12 protein-coding genes are annotated in these 17,786 nt (G+C 61.8%); 11 read left to right on the top strand and 1 reads right to left on the bottom strand.

The features are described from left to right. Positions 1-127 precede the first annotated feature (127 nt). Positions 128-2,575 carry a penicillin-binding protein 1A gene (locus ACO6VD_RS07315; RefSeq protein WP_422418020.1) on the bottom strand — a complete coding sequence of 816 codons (2,448 nt, stop codon included), beginning with the start codon at positions 2,573-2,575 and terminating at the stop codon, positions 128-130. Between the two features lie 180 nt (positions 2,576-2,755). Here ACO6VD_RS07315 and pilM point away from each other — a divergent pair, with 180 nt between their 5' ends. From pilM to ACO6VD_RS07260, 11 genes are all read left to right on the top strand, one after another. Beyond that, the gene (pilM, locus tag ACO6VD_RS07310; RefSeq protein ID WP_422418003.1) at positions 2,756-3,694 is read left to right on the top strand and encodes a type IV pilus biogenesis protein PilM; all 939 of its coding nucleotides are present in this window, start codon (positions 2,756-2,758) and stop codon (positions 3,692-3,694) included. Beyond that, the gene (locus tag ACO6VD_RS07305) at positions 3,682-4,209 is read left to right on the top strand and encodes a PilN domain-containing protein (protein ID WP_422418002.1); all 528 of its coding nucleotides are present in this window, start codon (positions 3,682-3,684) and stop codon (positions 4,207-4,209) included. The genes pilM and ACO6VD_RS07305 overlap by 13 nt, the downstream gene beginning before the upstream one ends. A gap of 2 nt (positions 4,210-4,211) precedes the next feature. Next, a complete protein-coding gene (locus ACO6VD_RS07300; RefSeq protein WP_422418018.1) occupies positions 4,212-5,144 on the top strand; it encodes a pilus assembly protein PilP in 933 nt (310 codons plus the stop codon). Between the two features lie 42 nt (positions 5,145-5,186). Further along, positions 5,187-6,458 carry a type IV pilus secretin PilQ gene (locus tag ACO6VD_RS07295; protein WP_422418001.1) on the top strand — a complete coding sequence of 424 codons (1,272 nt, stop codon included), beginning with the start codon at positions 5,187-5,189 and terminating at the stop codon, positions 6,456-6,458. Positions 6,459-6,462: 4 nt separating this feature from the next. Beyond that, positions 6,463-6,981, top strand: coding sequence for a shikimate kinase AroK (aroK, locus tag ACO6VD_RS07290; RefSeq protein WP_274294971.1), 519 nt, complete (start codon positions 6,463-6,465; stop codon positions 6,979-6,981). Between the two features lie 99 nt (positions 6,982-7,080). After that, complete coding sequence (gene aroB, locus ACO6VD_RS07285) at positions 7,081-8,178, top strand: 3-dehydroquinate synthase (protein ID WP_422417999.1); 1,098 nt, start codon at positions 7,081-7,083, stop codon at positions 8,176-8,178. 16 nt (positions 8,179-8,194) lie between these two features. Further along, complete coding sequence (locus ACO6VD_RS07280) at positions 8,195-9,799, top strand: SPOR domain-containing protein (protein ID WP_422417997.1); 1,605 nt, start codon at positions 8,195-8,197, stop codon at positions 9,797-9,799. A gap of 363 nt (positions 9,800-10,162) precedes the next feature. Then, positions 10,163-14,608 (top strand): glutamate synthase large subunit, encoded by a 4,446-nt coding sequence (gltB, locus tag ACO6VD_RS07275; RefSeq protein WP_422417996.1) that lies wholly within the window; start codon positions 10,163-10,165, stop codon positions 14,606-14,608. A gap of 33 nt (positions 14,609-14,641) precedes the next feature. After that, on the top strand, positions 14,642-16,060 hold the full coding sequence (locus ACO6VD_RS07270; protein WP_422417994.1) for an FAD-dependent oxidoreductase: 1,419 nt from the start codon (positions 14,642-14,644) through the stop codon (positions 16,058-16,060). A gap of 174 nt (positions 16,061-16,234) precedes the next feature. Next, entirely contained in the window at positions 16,235-17,299 is a 1,065-nt protein-coding gene (hemE, locus tag ACO6VD_RS07265; protein WP_422417992.1) for a uroporphyrinogen decarboxylase, read from the top strand. Positions 17,300-17,410: 111 nt separating this feature from the next. Then, positions 17,411-17,758 carry a YgiW/YdeI family stress tolerance OB fold protein gene (locus ACO6VD_RS07260; protein WP_422417990.1) on the top strand — a complete coding sequence of 116 codons (348 nt, stop codon included), beginning with the start codon at positions 17,411-17,413 and terminating at the stop codon, positions 17,756-17,758. Positions 17,759-17,786 lie beyond the last annotated feature (28 nt).

Here is a 17,786-nt window from a genome sequence, read left to right as displayed (position 1 = left end):
CCGCGATTGCGGTGTATCAGTCACATCGCATCGCGGGGCAACCTCGCTACCCTCCTCCCCCCCCCCCCCTCCCCACCCCCCCCCCCCCCCCCCCCCCCCCCCCCCCCCCGCTCCCACCTATGGCCGGTCAGAACAGGTCGATCGGTGCTGCTTCATCTGCCGGCAGCGGGCTGCCCGGCGCCGAGCCATTGAGTTCATTGACCGACGGCGGTGTGTCCTCGGCCTTGAACAGCTCGAAGTAGGCATTCGGCGTGCTCGGCGTTGCCGCCCGGCCACTGACCGGGTCAACCCGCAAACTGAGGATACCTTCTGGCTCTGCCGGGGTGTGGTTGGGCTTGTCCTTGAGCGCCGGGCCCATGAAGTTCATCCAGATCGGCAGCGCCACGGTGCCACCGTATTCACGGCGACCCAGGGTTTCAGGCTGGTCGAAACCACTCCAGACGGTAGTCACCAGGTCCGCGTTGTAGCCGGAGAACCAGGCGTCCTTGGATTCGTTGGTGGTGCCGGTCTTGCCCGCAAGGTCAGTGCGACCCAGCGCCAGGGCGCGGCGCCCGGTGCCGCGCTTGATTACGTCCTGCAGCATGCTGGTGAGGATGTAGGTGGTACGGCCGTCGACGATGCGTTCGGCCACCGCTGGTGCCTGGGGGAAGGCCGGCTGATTGCCGGTAGGCGTGGCAGCCGCTTCACCGGGGAACTGAGTGCTGATCGGCGCTTCTGGCGCGCCGATACCGGCTTCGACCTGTTCCACTTGCGGTACCCGTGGCGGGTTGGCAGTGAACAGGGTTTCACCGTTACGGCTCTCGATGCGCTCGATCAGGTACGGGGTGATCTTGTAGCCGCCGTTGGCAAAGGTGCTCCAGCCCGTGGCGATTTCCATCGGCGTCAGGGTGGCGGTACCCAGGGCCAGGGACAGGTTGGGCGGCAGGTCCTGCTTGTTGAAGCCGAACTTGCTGATGTACTCGATGGTGCGACCGACGCCCATGGCCTGCAGCAAGCGGATCGATACCAGGTTGCGCGACTTGTACAGCGCTTCACGCATGCGGATCGGGCCAAGGAAGGTGTTGGTGTCGTTCTTCGGACGCCAGACCTTGTCCAGGTACTCGTCGACGAACACGATCGGTGCGTCGTTGACCAGGCTGGCCGCGGTGTAGCCGTTGTCCAGTGCCGCGCTGTAGACGAATGGCTTGAAGCTCGAACCCGGCTGACGCTTGGCCTGCATGGCGCGGTTGTAATTGCTCTGCTCGAAAGAGAAACCGCCAACCAGGGCGCGGATGGCGCCGCTGGTTGGGTCGAGCGAGACCAGGGCACTCTGTGCACCGGGGACCTGGCTGAATTTGAGGCTGTCGTCGTCCAGGCGCTGCACGCGGATCAGGTCACCCACCTGGGCGACGTCAGCAGGCTGCTGCGGTGCACGCCCCTGGCTGTTGGTGTTGAGGAACGGGCGGGCCCATTTCATGGTGTCCCAGGCTACGCTTTCCAGCTTATCGGCACGGGTCAGCACCTGCAGGCCGGTCTTGTCGACGCGGGTGACAATCACCGGCTCCAGGCCGCCCAGCGGACGCTGTTTGCTCAGCTCTTGCAGCCACTCAGCATGGGTCTTGCCCGGGAAGCGCGCCTCAGGACCGCGATAGCCGTGGCGCTCATCGTAAGCGCTGAGGCCGTCGAGTACGGCTTTGTTGGCGATTTCCTGCAGGTCGCTCGGCACCGTGGTAGTTACCCGGAAACCTTCGGTGTAGGCATCGCTGCCATAGCGGCCGACCATCTCGGCGCGGGCCATCTCGGCGATGTACGGGGCGCGGACTTCAGGTGTCGGCACGTGGTAGCTGGCGTTGATCGGCTCGGCCAGTGCGGCCTGGTAGCTGGCCTCGTCAATTTTGCCCAGCTTGTACATGCGCCCCAGAATCCAGTCACGACGCTCTTTGGCGCGCACCGGGTTGGCCAGCGGGTTGAAGCGCGAGGGTGCCTTGGGCAGGCCGGCGATCATGGCCATCTGCGCCAGGCTGATGTCGCGGATCGATTTTCCGTAATACACCTGGGCTGCGGCTTCGATGCCGTAGGCGCGGTTGCCCAGGTAGATCTTGTTGACGTACAGCTCAAGGATCTCGTCCTTGGTCAGCTCGCGTTCGATCTGCAGGGCCAGGAGGATTTCGTTGGTTTTGCGCGAGAAACTGCGTTCGCTGCTGAGGAAGAAGTTCTTCGCCACCTGCATGGTGATGGTACTGCCGCCGGTCTGGATGTGCCCGGACTTGAGCAATTGTGTTGCAGCACGCATCAGGCTGCTGGGGTCGACCCCATAGTGATTGGCGAAATTGTCGTCTTCGGCCGAGAGCAAAGCCTGGATGAAATGGGGTGGAATATCGGCGAAACGGATAGGAGAACGGCGCATTTCGCCGAACTCGGCAATCAGCTTTCCGTCGCTGCTATAGACCCGCAAAGGGATCTGCAACTGGATGCTTCTCAGGGCCTCTACCGAGGGCAAGCTGGGGCTAAGATACAGAAACGCGCCGCTCAGACCGAGCACGATGGCGCAAATGACTGCGACGAAAGACCACCAGAAGAACTTCAGCAGACGTATCAAGGCTTTTGGGCGTCCAGGTAAAAGAATGGGTTGCGCGCAGGACCAGCGGACAAGGAAAAACGCTGGGCATTATAAGCATTTTTCGCAGGCTCGCGTTATTGGCGCAGCCTTCAGGGAATCAGCCAGGTTTGACAGGGTAAAGCCCCCTGTTGACCTGCGGCGAGCAAGGAAAAACCGATGCTTGGACGCTTGGGCAGGGATGCCGGTTCACTTTTGGGGCTAGAAATTAACCCTCCGTTCATCAGGCTGGTGCGTCTGCAGCGCTATCGCGGTCGTTGGCGCGTCTTGGCCTGGGCGCTTGAGCCCTTGCCTGCGGCGGCTATGGACAATGGCTGGGTCGGTGACCCCGAACAGCTCGGAGCAGCCTTGCTCCAGGCTGTTCGGCGTAGCGCCGGGCGCGGACGGCGTGCGGCCATTGCACTGCCGGCCGGGCTGGTGATCGAAAAGCAGCTGTCGATGCCGGCTGACCTCGAGGACGAATCGATCGCCGAGCGCCTGCCAGGCGATGCCGGCCAGTTCATCCCTTTTGCCCTTGAAGATGCTGCAATCGATTTCCAGGTCATGGGGCCCGATCCTGGCGATCCGCAGCGCCAGCGGGTTGTTGTCGCGGCGTGTCACCTGGCTTTGCTCGATGTTCTCCATGCCAGTCTCGAATCCTCGGGGCTGCGTGCCTGTGTGGTCGAGCCCGACAGCCATGCCTTGCACCGTGCTGTGCAGGCCGATGGTGCTCATGAAGGTCTGCTGCTGCACGTTGAAGCCGATGCTCTGGTTTTTTTCGAGTGGGGTGAAGAACCTCTGCCGTTACGGCGCGAAGCCCCCCGGCCTGCCCAGGGACACTCCGTGCAGTCGTTGACGACGGCTGTGGATAACTACCTGTTGTCCAGCCCGGGGCGGGCGCTACCGAGTCAGTTGCTACTTTCAGGGGCGGGTGCGGCGGAACCGCATGTGCCTGGGCAATTGCAGCAGCGCCTCGGTCTGCCAGTGCGCCATGTTGATCCCTTCAACGGTCTGGTTCTGGCGTCAGGCCTGGAAGCCCAGTCCTTGAAGGTACAGGCACCTTACCTTGCGGTTGCCTGTGGCCTGGCAATGCGGGAGGACGATCGATGCCTGCGTTGAATCTGCTGCCCTGGCGTGAGCAAAGCCGGCACGTCGGTATCCGGCGTTTGCAGGGCTTGTTGTTGGGCGTTGGCTTGCTTGCTGTGTTAATTGTTTGGGTGGCCGATCAACTAGGGCGGCAGGTGCAGCAGCGTCAAATGCGTGAACGCACTTCGATCCACCAAGCCATTGAGCGCTTGGATGCTCAGTTGGCGCAGGTCGCGCAGCTCAAGGTTGAGCAGGAGCAGGTCGAGCATAGGCTGCAAGCGCTGGGGCATCTGCAGGGCAAGCAGCTATTTCTCCTGGAGCTGTTCGAAAGCCTTGAGCGCGCCGTGCCACAAGGGGTGTACCTCACCGCGGTTACTCGAGAAGGCATGCATCTGCATATCCATGGGCTGGCGCGCTCTGGTTCGTTGGTCGCTCAGCTGTTGCGCAACCTGTCCTCAGCGCTTGGGGAGGCTGAAATGCAACAGATGAAGGCGGTGGATGAGGGTGAGGCGTTCGAACTGAGCGTGACCATGGGGGATGAGTCTTGAGCGTGTTGTCCGTGGCCCGATGGCAACAGCTGGCGGCAAGCTCTCGCGTCGGGCAGGCAGCCTTGCTCGCCAGTGTCCTGGTGCTGACGCTGGGGCTTGCCTACTTCGTGCATCTGCGCGCGCTTTTCATCGAGCTCGACAAGGGTGGTGAGCAGTCGCAGCAGTTGCTGATCGAGCAGGCTGAAAAGACCGAACGAGCGCAGGCGCTGGCGCCGCACGAAGCACAATTGGCTGCAGCGTACCAACGCCTGGATGCATCACGCTGGAGATTGGCTGCAGGCGGTGAGCTGGCCGATCTGTTGGAAGAAATTGCGCGCCGAGGGCAGTCGGAAGGGGTGTTTGTCGAGCAGGTGGAGGTGTTACCGGAAGTCCTTCATGAGCACCACGTTGAATTACCGATGCAATTTCAGTTGCGAGGCGCCTACGCGAAATTGGCCAGTTTTGCCCAAGGCCTGGCTCAACTGCCGCGACTTGTCACCGTGCAGGATTTCTCGTTGCTGCCGGTGCAGGCGCCGAACTCCGCAGGGTTGCGGTTGCAGGTTCAGGTCAGTGCTTACCGTAGTCGAGTGGCGAGTACGGGTCCCCACCACAAGCTTCTTGAGCCTGAACCTGTGCGGCCTGTGCCGGATTTTTCGCGCAGCCCGTTCGAGCCATCGCCGCTGATGCAGCACCGCCAGTACCTGGAAACCCTGGCTCTCGACCAGTTCGAGATGATTGGCAGTCTTGCCCGTGGTCAGGCCCGCTTTGCTTTGCTGCAGGTTTCTGGCGTCGTGCATCGCTTGCAGCTGGGCGACCGTCTGGGGCGTGACAGGGGGCGGGTCGTGGGCATCGAGGAGCGGCAGGTTGAAGTGGCCGAGGAAGTTTTCGTGGCGGGCAGGGGCTGGGTCGAGCGACGTCGAACGCTGAGCCTGAGGTTGCCTGCGAGTGCTGGATAAATGTGCGCACCAGGGAGGTCGCAGATGAGAGCAGGATGCTACATGGCTGTATTCACCGTGCTGCTTTCGGTGCAAGGGGTTTGCGTGGCTTCAGCCAGCAGTGTTTCAAAGAGTGAGCCCTTGTCGTTGAATTTCCAGGATGTCGAGGTGCGCTCGGTGTTGCAGGTGCTGGCCGATTTCTCCGGGGTCAATCTTGTTGCCAGTGATGCGGTGCAAGGCAGGATCACCCTGCGTCTGCAGGAGGTGCCCTGGGAGCAGGCGCTGGATCTGGTGCTGCGCAGCAAGGGGCTGGAGAAGCGTAGCGAGGGCAATGTCTTGTTGGTGGCGCCTGCCGGCGAGTTGGCTGGGCAGGAAAGGCAGCGGCTTGAAGATCGTCAACAGGTGGCGGGTCTGGCGCCGACTCGGCGTGAGCTGCTGCCGATTCACTATGCCCAGGCGACAGACATAGCAGCGGTTTTCCAGTCGCTGATGGACAACGACCCATTGCAGCCATCCCAAGGGGCGTTGAGTGTCGATGAAAGAACCAACACCCTGATCGCACGCCAGACCCCGGAGCGTCTGGAGGAGCTGCGCCAGTTGATCGCTCGCCTGGATGTGCCGGTACGCCAGGTGATGATCGAGGCGCGGATCGTCGAGGCGAATGTCGATTACGAGCGCAGCCTTGGCGTGCGCTGGGGCGGGGAGCTGAACCTCGGCAGTGGCCTGGTCCTGGGTGGCGCTGACACCTTTGTCGATCTGGGCGCAGAGCGGGCCACCTCGGCCATCGGCCTCGGCCTGGTGCGCGATAACGTCCTGCTCGACCTTGAGCTCAGCGCCATGGAGAAGTCCGGCAATGGCGAAATCATCTCCCAGCCCAAGGTGGTCACCGCCGACAAGGAGACTGCGCGGATCCTCAAGGGCACCGAAGTGCCTTATCAGGAAACCAGCGGCAGCGGTGCTACCTCGGTGACTTTTCGCGAAGCGTCGCTGTCCCTGGAGGTGACGCCACAGATCACCCCGGACAACCGGGTGATCATGGCCGTGAAAGTGACCAAGGACGAGCCGGACTACCTCAATGCCCTGGCCAGTGTCCCGCCAATCCGCAAGAACGAGGTCAATGCCAAGGTCCACGTCGGCGATGGCGAAACCATCGTGATCGGCGGTGTGTACTCCACGGTGCAAAGTAAAGTTGTCGACAAGGTGCCATTTTTCGGCGATGTGCCGTATGTTGGGCGGCTGTTTCGTCGCGATGTTCTACAAGAGAAAAAATCCGAGCTGCTGGTCTTCCTGACTCCGCGTATCATGAGTGACCAGGCGATTGCTGTGAGTCGTTGATTCTGTGCGAAATTTGATACTTGTGGGGCCCATGGGTGCTGGTAAAAGCACCATCGGTCGCCTGTTAGCCAAAGAGCTGCGCCTGCCGTTCAAGGATTCCGACAAGGAAATTGAACTGCGTACTGGCGCCAACATCCCGTGGATCTTCGACAAGGAAGGCGAACCGGGCTTTCGTGACCGCGAGCAGGCGATGATCGCCGAGCTCTGCGCGTTCGATGGCGTGGTCTTGGCCACCGGCGGAGGCGCAGTGATGCGCGATGCCAATCGCCAGGCCCTGCATGCCGGAGGGCGCGTGGTGTATCTGCACGCCTCGGTCGAGCAGCAGGTCGGGCGGACCGCGCGTGACCGCAACCGTCCGTTGCTGCGCACGGCCAATCCGGAGGCGACGTTGCGGGCCTTGCTGGAGATCCGTGATCCGCTTTACCGCGAGATCGCTGACCTGGTGGTGGAAACCGACGAACGGCCGCCGCGAATGGTCGTGCAGGATATTCTCGAGCGCTTGCAGAAGTTGCCGCCCCGTTAAGCCAGGACTATCCTCGGCGGCCAGTCATGCCGTGACAGGGCACACCGTTATCGCGCGGGTCGAGTCGTCGATGCCGCGCCTTGTTCATTGTGGGGACACATGCAGACACTAAAGGTCGAATTGGGCGAGCGTAGCTACCCGATCTACATTGGCGAAGGCCTGCTGGATCAACCTGAATTGCTGGCGCCGCACATCGCCGGCAGGCAGGTCGCCATTATCTCCAATGAGACTGTCGCGCCCCTCTATCTCGAGCGTCTGAGCAAGACCCTGGGTGCCTGGTCGGTGCTGTCAGTGGTGTTGCCTGATGGCGAGGCTTTCAAGAACTGGGAAACCCTGCAGCTGATTTTCGATGCATTGCTGACCGCCCGCCATGATCGCCGTACCACGGTGGTCGCCTTGGGCGGTGGCGTGATCGGCGACATGGCAGGCTTTGCCGCTGCCTGCTACCAGCGTGGCGTGGACTTCATCCAGGTGCCTACGACCTTACTGTCCCAGGTCGATTCTTCGGTAGGCGGCAAGACCGGCATCAACCACCCGCTGGGCAAGAACATGGTCGGCGCCTTCTATCAGCCCAATGCGGTGCTGATCGATACGCGCAGCCTCAATACCCTGCCGCCGCGCGAACTGTCGGCCGGCCTTGCCGAAGTGATCAAGTACGGCCTGATTTGTGACGAACCCTTCCTGGGCTGGCTCGAAGCGAATATGGATGCATTGCGCAGCCTGGATCAGGTTGCCCTGACCGAGGCAATCGCGCGCTCCTGTGCGGCCAAGGCCGCCGTTGTCGGTGCCGATGAGCGCGAGTCCGGCGTGCGTGCCACCCTCAACCTCGGTCATACCTTCGGCCATGCCATCGAAACGCACATGGGCTATGGTGTGTGGTTGCATGGCGAGGCTGTGGCGGCGGGTACCGTAATGGCCCTGGAAATGTCCATGCGCCTGGGCTGGATCAGCCAGCAGGAACGTGATCGTGGTATCCGTCTGTTTCAGCAGGCAGGCTTGCCGGTGGTGCCTCCAGAGGAAATGACCCCGGCGCAGTTCATGGAGCACATGGCAGTAGATAAAAAGGTACTCGACGGTCGTCTGCGTCTGGTCCTGCTGAGCCGTATGGGCGAAGCGGTGGTCACCGACGACTATCCGAAAGAGATTCTTCAGGCCACGCTGGCCGCGGATTACCGCGCGATCGTGGCCCAGCTTTGAGGTTGATGAGCGTCCGATGACTAGTTTGCATGCCGACGAGGCCTTTCTCGGCCATTACCAGTTGAACCACGACCCCTTCGCTGCGCGGGTGCCTGGTTTCAAATTCTTCCCGGCCCAGCGCAAGCCGGTGCTGGGCCAACTGCACCATCTGGCCCGCTACAGCCAGCTGCTGCTGGTGGTTACCGGTCCCCAGGGCAGCGGCAAGACCCTGCTGCGCCAGGCGCTGGTTGCCAGCACCAACAAACAATCGGTGCAAAGCGTTGTGGTTTCCGCTCGTGGCGCCACCGATGCCGCCAGCGTGCTCGGCCAGGTTGCCCAGGCTTTGGGCGTCGCCCAGCCTGAAGTCCCGGAGCTACTGGCTCAAGTGGTGCAGCTGGCGTTGACCGGCCAGGAAGTCTACTTGTTGGTGGACGATGCGGAACAACTCGACGAGTCGGCACTCCAAGCCTTGCTGGAACTGGCGGCGGGCACTCCGGAAGGACGTCCGCACGTGTTCCTGTTCGGCGAGCCGTCACTGATCGCCGGGCTGGAAGAGCTCAATGCCGACCTGGAGCGTTTCCATGTCATTGAGCTTGCGCCTTACAGCGAAGAAGAAACCCGGGAATACCTCGAGCAGCGCCTGGAAGGTGCCGGGCGAGGGATCGAGGTGTTCACCAGTGAACAGATTGTCGATATTCACGAAAACTCGGATGGCTGGCCTGGAGCAATCAACCAGGTCGCCCGCGATACCTTGATCGAAGCCATGATCGCCAGCCGGACCACGGCCAAGCGACCATCAATGGGGTTCAATATGCCTAAAAAACACGTGCTGGCGCTGTCTGCTGTCGTCGTGGTCGCCGTTGCCGCGGCCGTGCTGATGCCGAAGAAAGGCGATCAGGCGCCAACCGCCCCTGCCGAGCAGGCGCAATTGCCACTGGGCCAGGGTCAGCCGAGCAATGCCCAGTCGAACAATGGCGGCCCGGCGATTGAGTTCGCTGGAAATTCGCAGCCAATGCCACTGCCGTTGGTTGGCCAGTCGCAACCGGTCATGCGTGGCCCGCTGGCTGAGTCCACCGGCATGGGTGACGGTGAAGAAGGTGGTCCGGCCGGTGATACCGCGCTGCAACCGCCGACGGTGACCACGATTGCCCCGCCGGCTGGCGTTGCTGCCGGTCCTGCACCTGCTCCGGCACAGCCGGTGGCCCAGGCGCAGCCTGTCGCTCCCGCGCCACAGCCGGTTGCACCAGTTGCCAGCAAGCCGGTTGCACCTGTAGCCAAGCCTGCACCTACCCAGGTGGCGACGGCCAAGCCTGCGCCGAAGCCTGTCGAGAAGCCTGCAGCCAAGCCCGCCGCCGGCGGCAGCTGGTATGCCGGGCAAAAACCGGGCAACTATGTCGTGCAAATCCTCGGCACCAGCTCCGAGGCGTCTGCCCAGGCCTACGTCAAAGCCCAGGGTGGCGACTATCGCTACTTCAAGAAAAACCTGCAGGGCAAGCCGCTGTACGTGATCACTTACGGTAACTTCGCCAGCCGTGATGCCGCCCTGGCTGCAATCAAAGCCTTGCCAGCCAAGGTCCAGGCTGGTAAACCTTGGCCACGTACCGTCGCCAGCGTCCAACAAGAACTGGCCGCGACCCGCTGATATAGCCTGGTGGCACTACCCCCGCCACCTGCTGAGCGACTCCTGATTTACGGTCAAGCCTGCTGCGTACTGCGCGGCAGGCTTTTCTGTCCCAGACTGCCGGCCACAAGCCCATCTTGCAGTCCAGGCTGAAACGCTTCAGACTCAAGCCATGCCGCTACCACGGCGCACGCTTAAAAACATTCAAAAATGCGACATGGACTTACGACTATCCGTCGTAAATTTGTGGGCTTCCCTGTCGCTGTGCAACAATGGCTCCCCTATTGCCCCCGCAAAGCTGGCATTCGTTCGGCGTGGATGGTAAGTGGTTGTACTAAAAAGAGATTTGCCTTGGTGAGAGGCGAACCTGGTGAGAAAGTGTCTATGAAAACAGGTCTGTACCATCCCGAAGAATTCAAGGATAACTGTGGTTTCGGCCTGATCGCCCATATGACGGGTGAACCCAGCCACCACCTTCTGCAAACAGCTATGCAGGCACTGACCTGCATGACCCACCGCGGTGGTATCAACGCTGACGGCAAGACCGGCGACGGTTGTGGCCTGTTGATGCAAAAGCCCGATCAGTTCCTGCGCGCAGTGGCCCAGGAACAATTCGGTGTCGAGCTCCCCAAGCAATACGCGGTGGGCATGGTGTTCTTCAATCAGGACACCAGCAAGGCTGAAGCTGCACGCGAAAACATGAATCGCGAGATTCTCGCCGCCGGCCTGCAACTGGTGGGTTGGCGCAAAGTGCCGATCGACACCAGCGTCCTCGGCCGCCTGGCCCTGGAGCGCCTGCCACGGATCGAGCAAGTGTTCGTCGGTGGTGAAGGCCTGAGCGATCAGGAATTCGCCATCAAGCTGTTCAGCGCCCGTCGTCGCTCGTCCGTGGCCAACGCCGCCGATACCGATCACTACATCTGCAGCTTTTCGCACAAGACCATTATCTATAAAGGCCTGATGATGCCGGCGGACCTCGCCGCCTTCTATCCGGACCTGGATGACGAGCGTCTGCAGACCGCCATTTGTGTGTTCCACCAGCGCTTCTCCACCAACACCCTGCCGAAATGGCCGCTGGCGCAGCCGTTCCGCTTCCTCGCCCACAACGGCGAGATCAATACCATCACCGGTAACCGTAACTGGGCCCAGGCCCGTCGCACCAAGTTCGCGAATGACCTGATTCCGGATCTGGAAGAACTCGGTCCGCTGGTCAACCGTGTCGGTTCCGACTCCTCGAGCATGGACAACATGCTCGAGCTGATGGTCACCGGTGGCATCGACCTGTTCCGTGGCGTGCGGATGATCATTCCGCCAGCGTGGCAGAACGTCGAGACCATGGACGCCGACCTGCGTGCCTTCTACGAATACAACTCCATGCACATGGAAGCGTGGGACGGCCCGGCCGGCGTGGTACTGACCGAAGGTCGCCACGCGGTCTGCCTGCTCGACCGCAACGGTCTGCGCCCGGCGCGCTGGGTCACCACCAAGAACGGCTACATCACCCTGGCGTCGGAAATCGGCGTGTGGGACTACAAGCCTGAAGACGTTATCGCCAAAGGCCGTGTCGGCCCGGGCCAGATCTTCGCCGTGGACACCGAGACCGGCCAGATCCTCGACACCGACGCCATCGACAACCGTCTGAAGTCGCGTCACCCGTACAAGCGCTGGTTGCGCCAGAATGCCCTGCGCATCCAGGCCGACCTCAGCGACGACCAGGGCGTGGCCAGCTACGACACCGACCAGCTCAAGCAATACATGAAGATGTTCCAGGTCACCTTCGAAGAGCGTGACCAGGTGCTGCGTCCGCTTGGCGAACAAGGCCAGGAAGCGGTCGGTTCGATGGGCGACGATACGCCAATGGCGATCCTGTCCCAGCGCGTGCGTTCGACCTATGACTACTTCCGCCAGCAGTTCGCCCAGGTCACCAACCCGCCAATTGACCCGCTGCGTGAAGCGATCGTCATGTCGCTGGAGATCTGCCTGGGTGCCGAGCGCAACATCTTCCAGGAATCCCCCGAGCACGCCTCGCGGGTGATCCTCAGCTCGCCGGTGATTTCGCCAGCCAAGTGGCGCTCGCTGATGAACCTCGATCGCCCAGGCTTCGAGCGTCAGCTGATCGACCTCAACTACGAAGAAGGCCTTGGCCTGGAAGCGGCGGTGCGCAACATCGCCGACCAGGCCGAAGAAGCCGTGCGCAGCGGCAAGACCCAGCTGGTGCTGAGCGACCGCCATATCGCCCCGGGCAAGCTGCCGGTGCATGCGTCGCTGGCCGTGGGTGCCGTGCATCACCGCCTGACTGAACTGGGCCTGCGTTGCGACAGCAACATCCTGGTCGAAACCGCTACTGCCCGCGACCCGCATCACTTTGCGGTGCTGATCGGTTTCGGTGCTTCGGCGGTATATCCGTACCTGGCTTACGAAGTGCTGGCCGACCTGATCCGCACCGGCGAAGTGCTCGGTGATCTGGACGAAGTGTTCAAGTACTACCGCAAAGGCATCTCCAAAGGCCTGCTGAAGATTCTCTCGAAGATGGGCATCTCGACCATTGGTTCCTACCGTGGTGCGCAGTTGTTCGAGGCCGTCGGCCTGTCCGAGGAAGTCGTCGAGCTGAGCTTCCGTGGTGTTGCCAGCCGCCTCAAAGGTGCACGTTTCGTCGACATCGAGAACGAGCAGAAGCTGCTCGCCGCCGAAGCCTGGAGTGCGCGCAAGCCGATCCAGCAGGGTGGCTTGCTGAAGTTCGTCCACGGTGGCGAGTACCACGCTTACAACCCGGATGTAGTCAACACTCTGCAGGCTGCCGTGCAGCAGGGCGACTATGCCAAGTTCAAGGAATACACCGCGCTGGTCGACACGCGTCCGGTATCGATGATCCGTGACCTGCTCAAGGTCAAGGTCGCCGATCAGCCGCTGGCGCTGGAAGAAGTCGAGCCGCTGGACGCCATCCTCAAGCGCTTCGACTCCGCCGGTATCTCCCTGGGGGCACTGTCGCCGGAGGCCCATGAAGCCCTTGCCGAGGCAATGAACCGTCTGGGCGCGCGCTCCAACTCGGGCGAAGGCGGCGAAGACCCGGCGCGCTACGGCACCATCCGTAGCTCCAAGATCAAGCAAGTGGCGACCGGCCGTTTTGGCGTGACGCCTGAGTACCTGGTCAACGCCGAAGTGCTGCAGATCAAGGTTGCCCAGGGCGCCAAGCCCGGTGAAGGCGGGCAACTGCCTGGCGGCAAGGTCAACGGCCTGATCGCCAAACTGCGCTACGCAGTGCCTGGCGTGACCCTGATCTCGCCACCGCCGCACCATGACATCTACTCGATCGAAGACCTGTCGCAGCTGATTTTCGACCTCAAGCAGGTCAACCCGCAGGCGCTGGTCTCGGTCAAGCTGGTGGCTGAAGCCGGCGTTGGCACCATCGCCGCCGGTGTGGCCAAGGCCTATGCCGACCTGATCACCATCTCCGGTTACGACGGGGGCACCGGTGCTTCGCCGCTGACCTCGATCAAGTACGCTGGCGCCCCATGGGAACTGGGCCTGGCCGAAACCCACCAGACCCTGCGCGGCAACGACTTGCGCGGCAAGGTTCGGGTGCAGACCGACGGTGGCCTGAAAACCGGCCTGGACGTGATCAAGGCCGCCATCCTCGGGGCCGAGAGCTTCGGCTTCGGCACCGCGCCAATGATCGCCCTCGGTTGCAAATACCTGCGTATCTGTCACCTGAACAACTGCGCCACTGGCGTTGCCACGCAAAACGACAAGCTGCGCAAGGACCACTACATCGGTACCGTCGACATGGTGGTGAACTTCTTCACCTACGTCGCCGAAGAGACCCGTGAGTGGCTGGCCAAGCTGGGCGTGCGCAGCCTCGGCGAGCTGATCGGGCGTACCGACCTGCTGGAAATGCTCCCCGGCGAAACCGAGAAGCAGCGCCACCTCGACCTCAGCCCGCTGCTGGGCAGCCCGCACGTGCCGGCCGACAAGCCGCAGTTCTGTGAAGTCGACCGCAACCCGCCGTTCGACAAGGGCGTGCTGGCCGAGAAGATGGTCGACATGGCCCTGCCGGCCATTCGCGACCTGTCCGGCGCCGAGTTCAACCTGGATATCTGCAACTGCGACCGCTCCATCGGCGCGCGAATCTCCGGTGAGATCGCACGTCTGCACGGCAACCAGGGCATGGCCAAGGCACCGATCACCTTCCGCTTCAAGGGCACTGCCGGGCAGAGCTTCGGGGTGTGGAACGCCGGTGGTCTGAACATGTACCTCGAAGGTGATGCCAACGACTATGTCGGTAAAGGCATGACCGGCGGCAAGCTGGTGATCGTGCCGCCTGCGGGCAGCCCGTTCGCTACCCAGCACAGCGCCATTGTCGGCAACACCTGTCTGTATGGCGCCACCGGCGGCAAGCTGTTCGCCGCCGGCACCGCGGGCGAGCGTTTTGCCGTGCGTAACTCCGGTGCCCACGCGATTGTCGAGGGCACAGGCGATCACTGCTGTGAATACATGACCGGTGGTTTTGTCTGCGTACTGGGCAAGACCGGCTACAACTTCGGCTCTGGCATGACCGGCGGTTTCGCCTACGTGCTGGACATGGACAACAGCTTCGTCGACAAGCTCAACCATGAACTGGTGGAAATCCAGCGCATCAGCGGCGAGGCGATGGAGGCTTACCGTAGCCACCTGTCGCGCGTGCTCGGTGAGTACGTCGAAGAAACCGGCAGCGAATGGGGGCGTGAGCTCTGGGAAAACCTGGACGACTACGTGCGGCGCTTCTGGCTGGTCAAGCCGAAGGCAGCCAACCTGAAGAACCTGCTGTCCAGCACCCGTGCCAACCCGCAGTGATATGCGCCTGAAGAGTTTGATGAGGTTTTGAACATGGCTGAACGTCTGAGTAATGACTTCCAGTTCATCGAGGTCGGGCGCAAGGATCCGAAGAAGAAACTGTTGCGTCAACGCAAGAAAGAGTTCGTGGAAATCTACGAGCCCTTCAAACCCCAGCAGTCGGCCGAGCAGGCCCACCGCTGCCTGGGTTGTGGCAACCCGTACTGCGAGTGGAAGTGCCCGGTACACAACTTCATCCCCAACTGGTTGAAGCTGGTTTCCGAAGGCAACATCCTCGCCGCCGCGGAGCTGTCGCACCAGACCAACACCCTGCCGGAAGTCTGCGGCCGGGTGTGCCCGCAGGATCGCCTGTGCGAGGGTGCCTGCACCCTCAACGACGGTTTTGGCGCGGTGACCATCGGTTCGGTGGAGAAGTACATCACCGACACCGCCTTCGCCATGGGCTGGCGCCCGGACATGTCCAAGGTCAAGCCGACCGGCAAGCGCGTTGCCATTATCGGTGCCGGCCCGGCCGGCCTGGGCTGTGCCGACGTACTGGTGCGCGGCGGGGTGAGCCCGGTGGTGTTCGACCGCAACCCGGAAATCGGTGGCTTGCTGACCTTCGGCATCCCCGAGTTCAAGCTGGAAAAGACCGTGCTGAGCAATCGCCGCGAAGTCTTCACCGGCATGGGCATCGAGTTCCGCCTCAACACCGAGGTGGGCAAGGACATCAGCATGGACCAACTGCTCGAAGAGTTCGATGCAGTGTTCATGGGCATGGGCACCTACACCTACATGAAGGGCGGCTTCCCTGGTGAAGACCTGCCCGGCGTGCACGATGCCCTGGATTTCCTGGTGGCCAACGTCAACCGCAACCTGGGCTTTGAAAAGTCGCCGGAAGATTTCGTCGACATGAAAGGCAAGAAGGTGGTGGTGCTCGGTGGTGGCGACACGGCGATGGACTGCAACCGCACCTCTATCCGCCAAGGCGCCAAGGCCGTGACCTGCGCTTATCGTCGTGACGAAGCGAACATGCCGGGTTCGCGCAAAGAGGTGAAGAACGCCAAGGAAGAAGGCGTGAAGTTCCTCTACAACCGCCAGCCGATCGCGATTGTCGGTGAAGACAAGGTTGAAGGCGTGAAGATGGTCGAGACCCGTCTCGGCGAGCCGGATGCCCGTGGCCGCCGCAGCCCCGAGCCGATCCCGGGCTCCGAAGAGATCATCCCGGCCGACGCCGTGGTCATCGCTTTCGGTTTCCGTCCGAGCCCGGCACCGTGGTTCGAGCAGTTCAGCATCCATACCGACAGTCAGGGCCGCGTCGTGGCACCGGAGAAGAACACCTTCAAGCACCAGACCAGCAACCCGAAGATCTTCGCCGGTGGCGACATGGTTCGCGGTTCTGACCTGGTGGTGACGGCGATCTTTGAAGGGCGCAATGCCGCCGAAGGGATCATGGATTACCTGGAAATCTGAATCGCGGGGCAAGCCCGCTCCCACAGAGATTACCGGTGGGAGCGGGCTTGCCCCGCGATGAATTCAACAAATCTATTGACCTGTCACAAGTCGATAGACAAAAGGCACGGTACTTACCGTGCCTTTTCCGTTGGTGTCTGAGAAAATGCCCGCACTTTTTTTCCGGATGCCGACATGACTGCCTTGAAGAACGATCGTTTTCTGCGCGCCCTGCTCAAGCAACCTGTAGACGTTACCCCGGTGTGGATGATGCGCCAGGCCGGCCGCTATCTGCCGGAGTACCGTGCCAGCCGTGCCAAGGCCGGTGACTTCATGAGCCTGTGCATGAACCCTCAGTTTGCCTGCGAAGTCACGATGCAACCGCTGGACCGCTACCCGCTGGACGCCGCGATTCTGTTCTCCGACATCCTCACCATTCCCGACGCCATGGGCCAGGGCCTGTACTTCGAGACCGGCGAAGGCCCGCGTTTCAAGAAGGTCATCAGCACCCTGGCCGATATCGAGGCGCTGCCGATCCCTGATCCGCAGAAAGACCTGGGCTATGTGATGGATGCGGTCAGCACCATTCGCCGCGAGCTCAATGGCCGCGTACCGCTGATCGGTTTCTCCGGCAGCCCCTGGACCCTGGCCACCTACATGGTCGAAGGCGGCTCGTCGAAAGACTTCCGCAAGACCAAGGCCATGCTCTACGACAACCCGCAGGCCATGCACCTGCTGCTCGACAAGCTGGCACAGTCGGTCATCAGCTACCTCAACGGTCAGATCCTCGCCGGTGCGCAAGCCGTGCAGATCTTCGACACCTGGGGTGGCAACCTGTCGGCGGCGGCCTACCAGGAGTTCTCCCTGGCCTACATGCGCAAGATCGTCAGCGGTCTGATCCGGGAGCACGAAGGCCGCAAGGTGCCGGTCATCCTGTTCACCAAGAATGGCGGCCTGTGGCTGGAAAGCATTGCCGACGCAGGTGCCGACGCCCTGGGCCTGGACTGGACCTGCGACATCGGTGAAGCCCGTCAACGTGTCGGCAGCAAGGTTGCCCTGCAGGGCAACATGGACCCGACCGTGCTCTACGCCAAGCCGGAAGCCATCCGTGCCGAAGTCGGGCGCATCCTGGCCAGCTATGGCCATGGCAGCGGTCATGTGTTCAACCTCGGCCACGGTATTACTCCGGAAGTCGATCCGGAGCATGCCGGTGCGTTCATCAACGCCGTGCACGAGCTGTCGGCGCAGTACCACCAGTAAGTACTGCTGCAAGATCAAACGCCCGGCCAATGCCGGGCGTTTTGCTTTTAAGCTTCAGTTCAGCCTGCTTGGGTAATCTGGCTCCATCGAAACCCAGACAGGATCTTCATCATGAAAGCTCGTTACCTCGCTCTGCTGCTTGCCCCGCTGTTCAGCACCGCTGCCCTGGCCACCGGCTACACCGGTCCAGGCGCGCAGCCAGTCACCACGGTTGCAGCTGCCAATGACGCCGCTGATGACACCCCGGTGGTGCTGCAAGGTTATGTGGTGAAGAAGCTGAATAACGATGACAAGTACGAGTTCAAGGACACCACCGGTACCATCAAAGTCGAAATCGACAATGAAGACATGCCGCCAGTGGCCTTCAGCGAGAAGACCAAGGTCAAGCTGACCGGTGAAGTCGAGAAGCACTTGATGAGCCGTGAAGTGGATGTTGATCTGGTTGAAGTAATCAACTAAGTGACAAGGGCCGCTCAGCGGCCCTTTT

The sequence above is a fragment of the Pseudomonas sp. GZD-222 genome (assembly GCF_049310525.1).
Taxonomy (GTDB): Bacteria; Pseudomonadota; Gammaproteobacteria; order Pseudomonadales; family Pseudomonadaceae; genus Aquipseudomonas.
The sequence above is the reverse complement of the archived record's forward strand: the minus strand, read 5'-3'. Positions and strand labels throughout refer to the sequence as shown.